The sequence below is a fragment of the Nocardioides sp. TF02-7 genome, from assembly GCF_022437945.1.
Classification (GTDB): Bacteria; Actinomycetota; Actinomycetes; order Propionibacteriales; family Nocardioidaceae; genus Nocardioides.
Genome location: NZ_CP092535.1, coordinates 2,612,647 through 2,626,348, shown reverse-complemented (window position 1 = coordinate 2,626,348; position 13,702 = coordinate 2,612,647). Strand labels below are relative to the sequence as shown.

The window sequence follows — 13,702 nt, the reverse complement described above, 5'->3', positions numbered from 1 at the left end:
GTGCCTATGACGGCTGGTGCGGCGACCGGAGCCAGTACCCCGGCCCGATGGCGACCCTCGGCCCCCCTCGACCAGGGCCCGTACTACGCGGTGGAGCTGGTCCCTTCGACGCTCGGCACCAAGGGCGGACCTCGCACGGACGTCGACGGCCGCGTGCTCGACGTCGACGGTGGCGTGATCCCCGGCCTGCTCGCCGCCGGCAACGCGATGGCGGGCCCCACCGGGATGGTCTACGGCGGCGCGGGCGGCACGCTCGGTCCTGCCATGGTCTTCGGCTACCGAGCCGGACGTGCTGCGGCCGGGGTCCCGGCCGGTCTCGAGAACACGGAGGTGCGACGGTGAGCAGCGAGCGGGTCGTGGTGGTGGGTGCGGGGTTGTCGGGCCTGCGCGCTGCCGAGCGGCTGCGGGCGGCCGGCCATGTCGGTCCGATCACGGTGATCGGCGAGGAGCCGCACCCGCCGTACAACCGGCCGCCCCTCTCCAAGGAGCTCCTGCGCGGCGCCGTCACCGTCGACAAGCTCGCGTTCCGGCAGCGTCCGGCGACCGAGGACGTGGAGTGGCGGCTCGGCACCCGGGCCACCGGTGTCGACCTCGACGCGCGCGTGGTCCGGCTCGCCGACGGCAGCACCATCGAGTACGGCGGGCTGGTGGTCGCCACCGGCGTCCGGGCCCGGCGGCTCGAGCTCGGCTGCGACCCCTCCGTGCGGCACGCCATCCGGACCATCGAGGACTCGGAGCGGCTCGCCCGCAACCTCCTCCCCGGCACCCGCGTGGTCGTGGTCGGAGCCGGCTTCATCGGTTGCGAGGTCGCAGCCACCGCTGTCGGCATCGGCTGCGACGTCACGGTGGTCGAGCCGCTGGACGCCCCGCTGCAGCGCGCGGTGGGCGAGGTCGTCGGCCGCGAGGTCCAGCGCCGGCACGAGGCGCGCGGCGTACGGTTCTCGCTCGGCCGCACCATCGTCGCGGTCGAGGAGGCCGGTGAGCACCTGGAGGTCGTCCTCGACCACGGCAACCGGATCGCCGCCGACGTCGTCGTCGAGGCAGCGGGCTCCACCGCCAACGTCGAGTGGCTGGAGGGGCAGGGCTTGGACCTGTCCGACGGCGTGCTCTGCGACGGCGCCCTGCGCCCGCTGCGCGACGGCGTACCGGTGCCCGGTGTGGTCGCGCTCGGCGACGTGGCCCGCTTCCCGGTGCCCGGCTACGGCACCCGGCGGGTCGAGCACTGGACGATGCCGACCGACATGGCGGCCCATGCCGCCGCGAGCCTGCTCGCCGGCATGGCCGGGCAGCCGGTCGACACCAGCAGCGGCTTCGACCCGCTCCCGACGTTCTGGAGCGAGCAGTACGGCGTGCGCATGCAGTCGTTCGGCGTCCCCACGCTCGGTCTCGACGACGTCCGGGTGCTCGAGGGCGACCTCACCGACGAGGCGGTCGTCGGCTACTTCCACGACGACGTGCTCGTCGGGGTGGTCCTGATCGGGATGGCCCGCCGGATGATGGAGTACCGCACCCTCGTCAGCGAGGCCCGCACGACAGCGGCGGCCGGCCCGACAGCGTTGGCGGGGTGACCGGCCTCCCGGTCCGCGCGGACACCACGGACGACCGACGCAGCGGGCGGACCGGGTCGGGCCTCCCGGCTTGGTCGATCGTCGGCCTGGTCGCCGTCGTCGGCCTCAACCTCCGGGCCTCCCTCGGCTCGATCCCGCCGCTGCTCGACGACATCGGCCGCGACCTCCCTCTCAACGGCACCGCCGCCGGCCTCCTGACGTCGGTCGCCGTCGTGTTCATGGGTTTGTGCGCGCCGCTCGGCCAGCGGCTCGGGGCGCGGATCGGGCCGGAGGTCGCGATCGGGTTGATGATGCAGGTGCTGGCAGCCGCCGGCCTGGTCCGCCTCCTCCCGTGGGGCGGGCTTCCGCTGCTGTTCGCGTCCGCGGCGGTCGCCGGCGCCGCCATGGGCGGGATCTCGTCCCTCATGCCGGCCCTCATCGGGCACCGGGTCCCGCGGATCCGCGGGTTCACCATGGGCATCTACTCCACCGGTCTGGCCTCTGGCGTCGCCATCGCCGCCGCGGTCGCCGTACCGTGGGAGAACTGGCTGGGCGGCTGGCGCGCCTCCCTGGCCGCCTGGGGTGCGATCGCCGCCCTCACCGGTGCGGTCTGGCTGCTCGCCGTACCGAGGATGCGCGGCTCGTCCGCCACCCCGGTTCCCGCCGCTGTCGTCGTCGACCACCGTCTGCCCTGGCGCTCGGCGACGGCGTGGTGGGTGACGCTCTACAGCACGGGCAACATGATCGTCGGGTTCAGCGGCCTGGCTTGGGTGACGCCGCTCTACGCCAGCCTCGGCAAGAGCCCGCACGAGGCGGCGGCGATGCTGGTGCTCTTCCAGCTCGTCCAGCTCGCCGCGATGCTGACGCTGCCGGGAATCACCGACTTCACCCGTGACCGCCGCCCCATGCTGGTGCTGATGACGGCCCTGACCGCCACCGGGATCCTCCTGCTGCTGATCGATCCGCTCGCCTTCGCGATCCCGGCGGTGACCCTCTTCGGCATCGGCGTCGGCGGCGGCTCGACCCTCGGCCTCGTGCTCATCGTCGACTCGACCGACAACCAGGCCGACGCGGCCCGTCTCGGCGCGATGACGCTCCTCGTCGCCTTCCTCACCGGCGCCCTCGGCCCGTTCATGCTCGGCGTGCTCAAGGACCTCAGCGGCGGCTTCACCCTCGGCTACTCGGTCGTGCTCGCCCTGACCCTCTCGATGCTCGTCGTGGTCGCGGCGAACCGGCCGGGACGGTCGCTCAGCAGGGAGTGACCGCACACCGGACACCTTTCTCCGCGCCATCCCGACCATGGTTGACACGGCATATGATTATTCGACACCCGAGTCAAGGAGGACTTGATCGTGCCGGCTCCCCACGTTCCCCTCATCCCGAGCCTCGCGCTCACCGTGACCGCTGAGCGGCTTCCCGACCGCGTCTTCGTCACGGACGAGCAGCGTCGCAGCGTCACCTACGGCGAGCTCGCGGACCGGTCCGCGAGGATTGCGGCGCTCCTGGACGGAATCGGAGTGCGGCGCGGGGATCGAGTCGCGACGATGCTCGACCCGGGACTCGACTACCTCGCGGTGTGGTTCGGCGTCTGCGCCACCGGCGCGCTCGAGGTGCCGGTCAACACCGCCTTCTCGGGCGACTTCCTCCGTCACGTGCTGGTCGACTCCGGTGCGTCGGCCGCGATCATCGACGTTAAGTGGCTGCCGCGTCTCGTCGAGCTTTCCCTGCCCGACCTGCGGACGGTCGTCCTCGTCGGCGCAGCCGGCTCGGCGTCGGCCTCGGTGGGCCCCGACCCGCTGCCGTTCCAGACGGTGTGGCTCAGCGAGGCGTCCCGGCTCCGACCGGCACCGCGCCTCGCCCTGAGGGAGACCGACCCGGGCAGCGTCATGTACACCTCCGGGACCACCGGTCCGTCGAAGGGCGTGCTCCACACCCACCGCAGCTTCTTCACCAACAGCGTGTCGGCGCGCACCGTGGCAGAGCTCACGGAGGACGACGTCGCCTACTCCTTCTTCCCGCTGTTCCACATCACCGCGCGCTCCTTCGTGCTCGGCGCATCGCTGCTGGCGGAGGCGTCCGTGCTGCTTCGTCCCCACTTCTCGCTCAGCAGCTTCTGGGAAGACGTCCGCGGTGGTGGCGTGACGTGGTTCCCGGCGATGGGAGCGGTCGTTCACCTCCTGCTCGCCGGCGAACCGTCCGCGGACGACCGTGCGCACCGCCTCCGACTCGTCTGCGCAAGCGCGGTGACGCCTGAGGTCCGGCGTCGCTTCACCGAGCGGTTCGGAGCCGACATGATCGACGTCTACGGCATGACCGAGACCGGAACCGTCAGCTCCCAGCGGATCGGCGCCGTTCGCCCCGGAACGTCGGGCACCCCGCTCCCCCACGTCCAGATAGCGATCCACGACGAGGCCGGTCGGCCCGTGGAGGCCAGCACCCGGGGCGAGATCGTGGTCCGCCCCCTCGAGCCCGACGTCATCTTCCGTCAGTACTGGGGGCGGCCGCAGGAAACGCTCGAAGCCTGCCGGGACCTCTGGTTCCACACCGGCGACGCGGGCTATTTCGACGAGCACGGCGAGCTCGTCTTCGTCGACCGGATCAAGGACGCCATCCGGCGTCGTGGGGAGAACATCTCGTCCTTCGAGGTCGAGCGCGTCGTCGCGGAGCACCCCGACGTCATGAAGTGCGCCGCCTACCCGGTCCCCAGTGAGTGGAGCGAGGACGAGGTGATGGTCTCGGTGGTGCTCCGTCCCGGTGCCACCCCGGCGCCCGACGACCTGTGGCAGTGGTGCGACGCCGGGCTCCCTGCGTTCGCGGTCCCGCGGTTCGTGCGTTACGCCGACGACCTACCGGTGAACGCCTCCCAGCGGGTGCTCAAGCATGAGCTGCGCGCCCTGGGCGTCACCCCGGAGACGTACGACCGGACGGCTCAGTCGGCCCGCACGGTGCCGTAGCCCGCAAGGGCCGCAGCCCAGCGCTGCAGCTCGGGCACGGCATCGCGGGAGCGTGACCACGGGGTGACGAGCAGGCGGTCGACGCCAGCCTCCTCCCAGCGGTCGAGCTCCTCGACGGTCCGCGGGCACGCGTCCGGCGGAGCTGCCACCGTCACCTCGAGCCGGTTCCCGTCGCGACCTGCTGCGGCCGTCAGCGCCGCGAGGCGCTCCACGCGCTCGCGAGCACCGTCGAGCGTGTGGTAGCTGCCGATCCAACCGTCCCCCGCGCGCACCGCGCGACGCAGAGCAGCGTCGCTGTCGCCGCCGACCAGCACCGGCACCGGCGGTGCCTTGGGGACGAAGTGGACGGCGGGGAACGAGACGTGGTCACCGTGGTAGCTCGGGAGCTCGGCGTCGAGCAGCGTGCGGAGCGCCTCGATGGACTCGTCCAGGCGACGGCCGCGCGTCCTGAAGTCGACACCGGCGGCGGCGTACTCCCCCGGCAGCCAGCCGGCCCCGACCCCGAGCAGGAGACGCCCGCCCGACCCGAGGGCGACGGTCTGGACGGTGCGGGCGGCGACGATGACCGGTCGCAGCGCCAGGTTGTAGGTCCAGGTGCCCACCCGCAGCCCGGTGGTCGCCTGAGCGAGCCTGTCTGCGACGACGAGGGTGTCCAGCACGGGGATCTCGGGGTCGATCGGCGCATGCTCCAAGGTCTCCGCCGACGCTGCGGCGGGCAGCACGAGGTGGTCCGGTAGCCACACCGACTCCAGCCCGAGGCGTTCGGCGACGACGGCGACGTCCCTCATCCGGTCGTAGGGGATCCGCAACGGCAGCCCGAGTCGGAGTGTCATCGTGGCGCACTTCGCGTGGACACGCTCCAGGTCCCGGCGGCGGTCGCGCAGACGTCACCCTCGCCGTCGAGCACCCGGACGGAGGCGAAACCCACCGTCCGCGCCAGCCTGCGCACCTCCCCGACCGCCCTCAGCGGCGCCGACCGCGCAGCTCGCAGGAACTGGACGTCGAGGTGCACCGTGGTCGAGGTCTGGTCCGGACCGATCATGCTGTGGACGGCCAGGCCGCCTGCCTGGTCGGCGACGGCCGAGATCAGCCCACCGTGGATCGCACCGTCAGGGTTCCTGAAGCCGTCGGGCGGCCTCATCTCGACCTCCGCCCTCCCGGCGGTCATCGCCGTGCACTCGGACCACAGCAGCCGCGCTCCGACCCAGGTGTTGAACCACATCCGCAACTCGTCGCTGTCGACGGCGACACCGCCGCGCCCGCTCGACGTCACAGGAGCTCCAACGCGCCCGCGACCCACGCCTTGCGCAGGTCGGTCTTGCGCACCTTGCCCTGGAACCTCGGAAGCTCGGACAGCACGGCGATGCGTCGCGGAACCTTGTAACCCGCGATCTGCTGACGCAGCGCCGTCTCGACCTGCGTCGCAGCCGGGCGCGGCACGGACGGGTCGAGCACGACCGCCGCTGCGACCGCCTCCCCCCACTTCGGGTCCGGCACCCCGAACACGGCGGCCTCGACGATCCCGGGCACCGCGCGCAGCGCCGACTCGACCTCCATCGCGAACACGTTCTCCCCTCCGGACTTGATCATGTCCTTGATCCGGCCCTCGAAGAAGAGAAGACCCTCAGGCCCACGACGGACCAGGTCGCCCGAGTGCACCCAGCCCCCCTGCCAACGTGGCCGCGGTGGCTTCGGGGTTCCGCCAGTACTCCGACATCGTCGACGGCCCTCGCACGCAGAGCTCGCCGGTGTCGCCTTCCGGCACCGGTTGTCCGGTCGCCGGGTCGAGCACTGTCGCGACCAGGCCGGGCACCGGCCTGCCGACGCAACCCGGGTGGCCCAGCTCGTCGTTCGCATCGGTGATCAGGGCGACGTTGCCACTCTCGGTGCTGCCGAACATCCCGAGCCACTCCGCACCCAGGACCGAGCCGACACGCGCGATCGTCTCCGGCCGCTCCATCTGACTACCCCAGACCACCAGCCGGAGGGTGGTGAGCTCGCACGCCTCGCGCTCGACGTGATCCACCAGCGCGCCGACGAAGGGCACCGTAGCGCAGGTGATCCGGTGCCGGCGGATCGAGCCGGCCATGTCGGCGGCGTCCGCCGAGCCGGAGTAGACGACCGCCGCTCCGGCGTGCACCGAGCCGAGAGTGAAGCCCAGGCCGCCGACGTGGAAGAGCGGCATCGTGGAGAGGTACCGGTCGGTGGACCGCAACGCCATCGCGTAGAAGAGGTTGAACCCGATCGTCACCCCGGCTTGGTGGGACAGCACGCAACCCTTCGGCGTTCCCGTGCTGCCGCTGGTGTAGAGGATCCACAACGGGTCCTGACCAGCGATCGGCGCGTCGTCCAGTGGGGCGCCCGGCTCCGGCTCCACGGCCTCCGGCACCCAGATGAACCACTGGTCGGCCAGGGTGGTCGCGAGCTCGTCGACCCAGGTGGCCATCGAGGGGTGCACCAGGACCCCCCGGACGTCCGCGTCGACGAGCACGGCCGCCACCTCCCCGGGCGCGAGCCTGGTGTTGATCGGCACCAGCACCAGCCCGTGGCAGGCCGCTGCCAGGACCCACGGCACCGCCTCCGGTGCGTGGGGGAAGATGAACGCCACGCGCTCGCCTTGCGCCAAGCCCCAAGCACGGAGCCTCTCGCGGCACGCGGTCACCCTGCCGCCGAGAGCCGCGTAGTCCCACTCCTCGTGGTCGCTCACCAACGCGGTCCTTGCGCTCGACGAGCGCACCCGCTCGGCGAACAACCCTGCGACGGTCAGCTTCTGATGCTCGCCGACGCCGTGAGTCGTCGCCGGCGCGTCCGCCCGCCTGGTCATCTGGTCCATCCGCCCGTCCCGTCCTCCCGGTCGACCCAGCGAATCCGTTCCGCGAGGTGCCGGCGAAGGTCCCCCGGACACCAGCTCGACGTGACGACGTACGAGCCGCTCGGGCAGGCCGGCCAGTCGTTCGAGGCAGAAGATGTCGGTGACTGGGAGCCCCTCCACCATGGCCGCGATCGCGTCGGCGGCCTCCTCGCACCTCCACACCCGCAACCGCTCCATCCCGCTGGAGCTGGTCTCACTGCCGCGGTAGCTCTCGGCCCTGGCGCGGCCCGGTACGCGCACCGCCGCCCGCACCTCGTCGGGGTCGTCCGCCAGGACCATGTTCACCAGGCCGCCCATCCGCGCGGCGTCGAGCGGATGCCCCGCGCCGGCCAGGGCCTCCCGGTACGGACCGAGCAGCTCGCGGTCCAGCCACAGGAGACCGGCTCCGACCCGTCCCGCGATCCGGGCCCCGCGTGGGCCCCGGCCGCCGACCCAGAGCGGCAGCGGTGCCTGGACCGGGGGCGGGACCGCCACACCGCTCCCCCAGAGCGCGGCGAGCCCGCCGGCGCGCTCCTCGAGGACCTGGTAGCGCTCGGCGCGGTCGACGTCGAACGCCACAAACTCCTCGTGCCTCCAGCCAGCGCCGAGACCGAGCTCGAGCCGCCCGCCGCTGAGGTGGTCGACCAGCGCCGCCTGCTCGGCCAGTGCCAGCGGGTGGGCCAGTGGCGCGACGAGGACTGCCGTACCGATCCGGAGCGTCGACGTGCGCGCGGCGACGGCGGCGGCGAACGTGAGCGGTTGGGCGAGGTGCTGGTCGGCGAACCCGTGGTGCTCGCTGAGCCACACCGCCGGCAGCCCCGCTCGCTCTGCATCGGCCAGCCGGGCGAGCGTCGCCCGCGCGCGGGTGCCGAGGTCCGCGTCGCCCCCAGGCGCCGCCCGCAAGTCCACGAGCAGGCCGACCCGTAGCTGCCTGGTGCTCATCGCCCGCTCCAACGGGGTGCCCGCTTCTCCCGCCACGCGGCGAAGGCCTCCTCGAAGTCGTCGCTCGCGATGAAGGCCAGACCGTCACTCTCCGTCATCTCGAACGACGTGCCTACGACGTTGTCCTGCACCCGCCGCCCGGCCCGCTTCACCGTCCGCAGGACCTGCGGCGGCGTCGCCCGGAGCCGATCCACCCAACCCTCGGCGACCCGCTGCAGGTCGGACCGCGCACACACCGTGGTCGCCAAGCCGTGCTCGAGCGCCTCGTCCGCAGAGATCACCCTGCCCGTGAGGGCCAGGTCAACGGCCCGCGCGTACGGGACCTGGGCGAAGAGCCGTTCGAGGTAGCCGCCGGTCGACGCGCCACCGAAGAACCGGAGATTGGTGAAACCGATCCGGGCGTCGTCGGCGAGGACTCGGACGTCCGACGCGAGCAGCAGCGCGAAGCCCCACCCCCACGCAGTGGCCCTGAGCCGCGACGACGAGCGGCTTGCTGACCTCCCACATCCGTCGCTGCTGCTCGATGCTCGGAGAGTCAGGGCTCGCGGACCGCCACTCGGCCGCAGTCTTGGCAGCATGGACCCGCATGTCCCCGCCGACGGTGAAGTCGCTCCCGGTGGCGGCGACCAGACCCACGTCCGCCAGCGGGTCGTCGTCGAGCGCGTCGAAGCACTCCTGGATCTCTCGGTAGGCGGCCGGGTCCATGGCGTTGCGGGCCTCCGGCCGGTCCAGCGTTATCCGGCCCACCCGGTCCCGGCACTCGTAACGGATCGTCATGTCAGTGGGCCAGGGTGGGACCCGAGGCCGCCGCGCCGCCGAGCCTTGCGAGCGCGATCGCCACGACCAGCACCAGACCCTCGACGAACAGCGACACCCAGTGCTCGACGCCGAGCATCTGCAACCCCGTGCTGATGACGGTCAGGTACAGCGCGCCGAACGCGCTAGCCACGACCCCGAACCGGCCCGACACCGCGGCGCCGAGGAAGGCCGCGGTGAACACCGAGAGCAGCACGCTCGTTCCCGGAGCGGGGTAGTACGCCCCGGCGTCGGCCGTCGCGACGACACCGGCGAAGCCGGCGGCCGTCGCAGACACGACGAACGCCGCCACGACGATACGGCGGACCTCGATGCCGGCCGCGACCGCGGCACGACGGTTGCCGGCGATCACGGAGATGTCGCGGCCGGTCTGGGTTCGGGCGAGCCACCACCATGCGGCGGCACAGACTGCGAGCAGAAGCAGGATCGGGACGCGGACCTCGCCGAACAGCTCACCTTGGCCGATCTGCTTGAAGCCGTCCGGGATGCCGAGGAAGATCGCCTCCGCCTCTCCCTGCCACAGCTCCACGCCGCCCACGACGGACGCTGCGCCGAGTGTGAAGATGAAGGAGACCCCCGGGTTCCGCGACACGATCGCACCGACCAGGCCGCCGATCGCCCCGCAGACCAGGCACGTCGTCACCAACGCCGCCGGCCAGTACATCCCCTCGCGCGTCATCAGTGTCGCCACGAGGAACCCGGCGCCGCTCACCAGAGCTGAGGCGGTGAGGTCGAACTCGTGGATGATCAGGGGGACGGTCACACCGACGGCGATGATCCCGACCACCGCGGTGTTGTTGAGGATCGTCAATGCGTTGTCGATCGTCATGAAGGCGTCCGGTCGCGCGATGCTGAAGGCGACGATCGCTAGGACGAAGGTGGCGAGGATGCCCGACCGGGCAATCAGTCGCACCATCTCCAAGCCGGAGGTCCGGGCCCGCTGCTCGACCACCGGGGATACAGCAGTCATGCGGCAGCACCTCCATCGGCGTAGCACAGCCGGAGCATGGATGTCTCGGTCAACGGCAGCTGGTCCAGGACTCCGACGACGGCACCGTCCCGCATCACCAGCACCCGGTCGCAGGTGTGCGCCAGCTCGGAGAACTCCGCCGAGATGAGGACCACGGCCTTGCCCTGCTGGGCGAGTCGGTCGATCTCGGCGTAGATCTCCTCGCGCGCTCCCACGTCCACCCCGTCTGTCGGCTCGTCGAAGATCAGCACGTCGGCGTCCTGCAGCAGCGCCTTACCGAGGACGACCTTCTGCTGGTTGCCCCCGGAGAGGAAGGACGCCTGCTGCTCCACGTCGGAGCAGGCGACACTGAGCCGGTCGACGATGTCGTCGCTCACCACCCGCTCCTTGCTCCGCGCCGGCAGCGGAAGCCACCGGCGCGCCCGGTAGCGACGCAGCGTCGGCAGGGTGAGGTTCTCGCGGATGGCGAACCCCTTGACGAGGCCGTAGCGCAGCCGGTCCTCCGGGATGAGGCTGATGGCGGCGGCTGAGGCGGCCTGCGGGCTGTCGAGCACCACCGTCCTCCCGTCGCCGGTCCGCACGGTCCCCGACTGGGCGGGATCGATCCCGGCGAGCGTGCGTGCCAGCTCGGTGCGTCCCGAGCCGACGAGGCCGGCGATCCCGAGCACCTCGCCCGCATGGAGGGTGAAGGAGACGTCCCACACGAGCGGGGGGCGGGTGAGCCCGGACACCTCCAGCACGACCTGGCCGCGTCGTCGCTGCTCGGTCCGGACGTCGCCGGCCAGCTTCACGGCGCTGTCGTCGCCCGTGATCAGGGTCACCAGCTCCGCCTCGCTCGCTCGGGGTGAGACGTCATGCGCGACCACCGCACCGTCGCGCATGACCACGATCCGGTCGCAGAACTCCCGCACCTCCGGCAGCCGGTGCGAGACGAAGATGACGCTCGTCCCGCTCTGACGCAGACGCTCGAGCACGTCCCGGAGGTGGTCCACCTCGCGAGCGGACAGGGTGGCAGTCGGTTCGTCCATGACGACCAGGCGCGCCTGGTGGGAGACGGCGCGAGCGAGCATCACCAGCTGTCGCTGGGCAATGCTCAGCTCCCCCCATCCGGTCGGTCGGGGAGGCCGAACACCCGACCAGGTCGAGCAGCTCAGCCGTCCGGGCGCGGGCACCCGCCCAGTCGATCCGTCGCCATCGGTTGCGAGGGAGCCGATGCCCCATCCAGAGGTTGGCGGACACGTCGAGGCCCGGCACGTCGTTGAGGTCCTGGTGGAGGAAGGCGAACCCGAGGCGGCGGGCGTCCCGGGGAGACGACACCGCCTCCTCCTTCCCGTCGACGAGGACCTGTCCCGCGTCCGGGGTGACCATCCCCGCGATGATCTTGATCAGCGTGCTCTTGCCTGCGCCGTTCTTGCCGACGAGGCCGAGGCACTCCCCTGGCCGGATGTCCAGGTCGACCTCCCGGACGGCGTGCACCCCGAGGTAGGTCTTCATGACGCCCCGGAGCGCGATACCTGAGTCACGCTCAGTCATGCTCCCCTCCCATCCTCGACAACAAGATCGCCACCATGAGGACGACTCCGACCGTCACCTGACCCGCCCAACCCGCGACGCCCACGATCGTCAGGCCCGACTCCACCACGGCCAGGAACAGCAGGCCGACGACTGTGCCGACGATCGTCATGACGCCGGGGCGGAGAACGGCCGCGCCGATGAAGACGGCGGCGTAGGTCGGGATGAGGAGCGGCGCACCGGCGTCCGGCGCGTACGCCGCGCTCTCCGCGACCAGGACCAGTCCGGTCACGGCTGCAGCGGCTCCCGCCACGGCGAACGCGGCGACCTGGACCCGGCGGCCGCGGACGCCGGAGAACCTGCTGGCGTCTGCGTTCCCACCGACTGCACGGAGCACTCGTCCGTACTCGGAACGTTCGAGGACCACCCACAGGAGGGCCGCCACCCCGAGCGCGAGCCAGGTGGTCAGCTCCAACCCGAGCGGCTCTGCCGCACCGAGGTCGAGGAACCCCTCGGAGATGCCCTCGTTGATCTGGACCTGGCCCGAGAAGTGGAACTCCAGCGCTGTCGCGACGCTTCCAGTGGCAAGGGTCGCTACGAACGAGGACGCCCCGACGACGGCGACGAAGACGCCGTTGACGGCGCCCACGGCCGCGCCGGTAGCGACGCCCACCAGGGCAGCCACCGGCCAGGCGACGCCTTGAAGCATCAGGTGCACGGCGAGCGCTCCGCTGAGACCCATCACTCCCACGATCGAGAGGTCGAAGTGGCGGAGGACCAGCACCATCGTCACGCCGAAGGCCACCACCGCAGCTACCGAGGTCTGGTGAATGATGATCATCAGCGTGTCCTGCGTGAGGAACCGGTCGGGCTCGGCGACGCCGAACGTGACCACGGTGAGGGCGAGAAGGGCCAGCACGCCGTACCGGGCGGCCATTCTGCGCATCCGGAGGCGGCGCAGCACGACCGAGTCCGGCTCAACCACCCGGCGGGACCCGCCGGGTGGTGGACCACCGGTCGTCGCGGGCTTGACCTCCGAGACCGCGTCAGTCATGTCACCTCCCGTGGCTGCTCGACCTGTCGTGGCTGCTCACGAGTAATCCTCCGCCCACGCCGACTGGAACTCGTCGAGCTGACCGGTGTCGGTGGAGACCTCGTCGAGGTTGTCGGGGGTGTAGAGCACGTACTCCACTGGGACGGGCTCGGCCTCGGGATCGATGGCCCCTTCGCCCTCCCACAGGGCGAGAAGCTGGTCGATCGCGGTGTAGCTGTTCACCTCGAGCGTGGTGTCGGCGACGGCCGCCACCTTGCCTTGGCGCAGCAGCTCGGCCAAGGCGTCGTCGAGGTAGAACCCGTAGACCTTGACATCCTGCTCGGCGCCGAGGTCTTCGACCGCGGCCACCGCCCCTGGGACGTTCGTGGTCCCGGAGCCCCACAGTGCTCGGACGTCGTCGTTCGCACGCAACAGCGACTGCGCCGCCTGGCGGGAGGAGGCGAACGGGTCGGTGTAGTTCGCCGTGGACATCTCCTCGAGCTCGACGTCAGACCGTTCCGCCACCTGCTCCCGGAGCGCCTCGGTCCGCGTCCGGATCGCGACGATCGCGTCGTTGACATAGGCGCCGATGGTTGCGGACGCGTCCCCGAGGTCCTCGAACACCTTGTCGTTGAGCACGGTGGAAAGCTGCACGTCGTCCGGTGCGTAGGACGCGTCGAACGCATCCGGGTCGGAGACGGTGCCGCCGATGTTGACGACGGGTACGCCCTTGTCAGAGGCCCTCTTCAACGCCTGCCGGAGCAGGGCGGGCTCCGAACCCATCGACAAGACGGCGTCGGCACCCTGCTGGATCAGGGAGGTGATGCACGTGTCGGAGGCGGCTGCGTCGCCCGCCGCGTCACACTCGATCACTTCCCAGCCCAGGAGCGACGCGGCGTCCTGGATCCCTTTGAGAAGGCGCTTCGAGGAGCCCGCGGTGAGCACGATGCTCGTCACGCCGATCGTGCGTTTCTCCACCGAGATCCGTCCGTCGCGTTCCGGGGCCTTCTCCTCGGCCGCCACGTTGTCCTCGCTGCATGCCTGGAACCCGAGAAGTCCTACCGCCACCGCGACCAC

13 protein-coding genes are annotated in these 13,702 nt (G+C 71.4%); 4 read left to right on the top strand and 9 right to left on the bottom strand.

The annotated features are described in order from the left end of the window. Positions 1–47 precede the first annotated feature (47 nt). The 3 genes from MF408_RS26920 (at position 48) to MF408_RS13490 (ending at position 4,501) form a co-directional block, all read left to right on the top strand. Complete coding sequence (locus MF408_RS26920) at positions 48–1,568, top strand: FAD/NAD(P)-binding oxidoreductase (protein WP_345893948.1); 1,521 nt, start codon at positions 48–50, stop codon at positions 1,566–1,568. Beyond that, the gene (locus MF408_RS13495) at positions 1,565–2,809 is read left to right on the top strand and encodes an MFS transporter (RefSeq protein WP_240248134.1); all 1,245 of its coding nucleotides are present in this window, start codon (positions 1,565–1,567) and stop codon (positions 2,807–2,809) included. Before MF408_RS26920 ends, MF408_RS13495 begins: the two co-directional genes overlap by 4 nt. Before the next feature lie 90 nt (positions 2,810–2,899). Further along, positions 2,900–4,501 (top strand): AMP-binding protein, encoded by a 1,602-nt coding sequence (locus MF408_RS13490; RefSeq protein ID WP_240248133.1) that lies wholly within the window; start codon positions 2,900–2,902, stop codon positions 4,499–4,501. On the opposite strand, the gene MF408_RS13485 is transcribed toward MF408_RS13490, so the two are convergent. The 7 genes from MF408_RS13485 to MF408_RS13455 all read right to left on the bottom strand — a co-directional run bounded on the left by MF408_RS13485 (position 4,477) and on the right by MF408_RS13455 (position 11,252). Continuing rightward, complete coding sequence (locus tag MF408_RS13485) at positions 4,477–5,334, bottom strand: TIGR03619 family F420-dependent LLM class oxidoreductase (RefSeq protein WP_240248132.1); 858 nt, start codon at positions 5,332–5,334, stop codon at positions 4,477–4,479. The two genes, MF408_RS13490 and MF408_RS13485, sit on opposite strands and share 25 nt — an antisense overlap. Beyond that, positions 5,331–5,723 carry a PaaI family thioesterase gene (locus MF408_RS13480; RefSeq protein WP_240248131.1) on the bottom strand — a complete coding sequence of 131 codons (393 nt, stop codon included), beginning with the start codon at positions 5,721–5,723 and terminating at the stop codon, positions 5,331–5,333. Before MF408_RS13480 ends, MF408_RS13485 begins: the two co-directional genes overlap by 4 nt. A 47-nt stretch (positions 5,724–5,770) precedes the next feature. Next, positions 5,771–6,160, bottom strand: coding sequence for a hypothetical protein (locus MF408_RS13475; protein ID WP_240248130.1), 390 nt, complete (start codon positions 6,158–6,160; stop codon positions 5,771–5,773). Beyond that, positions 6,126–8,294 (bottom strand): LLM class flavin-dependent oxidoreductase, encoded by a 2,169-nt coding sequence (locus MF408_RS13470; RefSeq protein WP_240248129.1) that lies wholly within the window; start codon positions 8,292–8,294, stop codon positions 6,126–6,128. The genes MF408_RS13475 and MF408_RS13470 overlap by 35 nt, the downstream gene beginning before the upstream one ends. Further along, positions 8,291–8,872 carry an enoyl-CoA hydratase-related protein gene (locus MF408_RS13465; protein ID WP_275693160.1) on the bottom strand — a complete coding sequence of 194 codons (582 nt, stop codon included), beginning with the start codon at positions 8,870–8,872 and terminating at the stop codon, positions 8,291–8,293. Before MF408_RS13465 ends, MF408_RS13470 begins: the two co-directional genes overlap by 4 nt. A gap of 200 nt (positions 8,873–9,072) precedes the next feature. Continuing rightward, positions 9,073–10,107, bottom strand: a complete 1,035-nt coding sequence (locus MF408_RS13460) for an ABC transporter permease (RefSeq protein WP_240248128.1) — start codon at positions 10,105–10,107, stop codon at positions 9,073–9,075. Then, positions 10,077–11,252, bottom strand: a complete 1,176-nt coding sequence (locus MF408_RS13455) for a sugar ABC transporter ATP-binding protein (protein WP_240248127.1) — start codon at positions 11,250–11,252, stop codon at positions 10,077–10,079. The genes MF408_RS13460 and MF408_RS13455 overlap by 31 nt, the downstream gene beginning before the upstream one ends. A 40-nt stretch (positions 11,253–11,292) precedes the next feature. On the opposite strand from MF408_RS13455, the gene MF408_RS13450 reads away from it, so the two are divergent. Next, the gene (locus MF408_RS13450) at positions 11,293–11,598 is read left to right on the top strand and encodes a hypothetical protein (RefSeq protein ID WP_240248126.1); all 306 of its coding nucleotides are present in this window, start codon (positions 11,293–11,295) and stop codon (positions 11,596–11,598) included. A gap of 7 nt (positions 11,599–11,605) precedes the next feature. Here the strand turns inward: MF408_RS13450 and MF408_RS13445 are convergent, their stop codons facing one another. After that, positions 11,606–12,646: an ABC transporter permease gene (locus MF408_RS13445; RefSeq protein WP_240248125.1), complete on the bottom strand. Its 1,041-nt coding sequence runs from the start codon at positions 12,644–12,646 to the stop codon at positions 11,606–11,608. Positions 12,647–12,682: 36 nt separating this feature from the next. Further along, positions 12,683–13,702: a sugar ABC transporter substrate-binding protein gene (locus MF408_RS13440; protein ID WP_240248124.1), complete on the bottom strand. Its 1,020-nt coding sequence runs from the start codon at positions 13,700–13,702 to the stop codon at positions 12,683–12,685.